We start from the raw sequence: 715 nt of genomic DNA on the forward strand, positions 1-715 counted from the left end.
TCAGGTTGTAGTAGCCCTCGGCCCAGCGGCGCGGCATGTGGATCACATCGCCCGGGAAGACCGCGCAGGCGGTCGGCGCCTCCACCACCGGCTGGTGCGCGTGGGCCGGCTGCCAGGGATGGACCCGGCGCTCGTAGTAGGACCGAAACGAGGTGCCGATCGTCCGGGTGACCCAGTACAGGGTCATCGTCGTCAGCAGCTCGTCCGGGCTGAAACGGCTCGCCACATCGCCGCCACAGTCGCTCCAGGTACGCCGTTTCTCCAGGATCCAGGCGCACAGCCCGGCTGGTGAGTCGGTCAGGCCGTAGGCGGCCGTCTGTGGCTTGGTGCCCTGAATACCGGCATAGCCGCGTTCTTCGGCAAAGAAGTGTTGCGTCTTGGCATACCAGCCGGCTTCCTCGGCGCTGTAGTCCGACTCAGGCGGCAGCTCGAACGACAGCGGGACGGGCAGGTTGGTGTGAATGCCGATCAGGTGCTCGGCGTGGGCGTGGCCCAGGTCGGTACTGACCAGCGAGCCGATATCCCCGCCCTGGGCGGCGAAGCGCTCATAGCCCAGCACGTCGCGCATTAGGGCGACCCAGCGGTCGCTCACCTCCCGGATCGCAATACCGGTTCTTCTCAGCGGCGTCGAAAAGCCGAAGCCCGGCAGAGACGGCACCACCACGTCAAACGCGTCGGCCGGGTCGGCGCCGAACGCGGCCGGGTCGGCCAGAGG

1 protein-coding gene is annotated in these 715 nt (G+C 68.0%); it reads right to left on the reverse strand.

The genetic code is table 11. From position 1 onward, the window contains the following. Positions 1 to 715: hypothetical protein (locus tag J4F42_17010; protein MCE2487218.1), on the reverse strand; the 715-nt coding region annotated here is incomplete at both ends.

This window comes from Desulfurellaceae bacterium (assembly GCA_021296095.1).
Lineage (GTDB): Bacteria > Desulfobacterota > Binatia > Bin18 > Bin18 > JAAXHF01.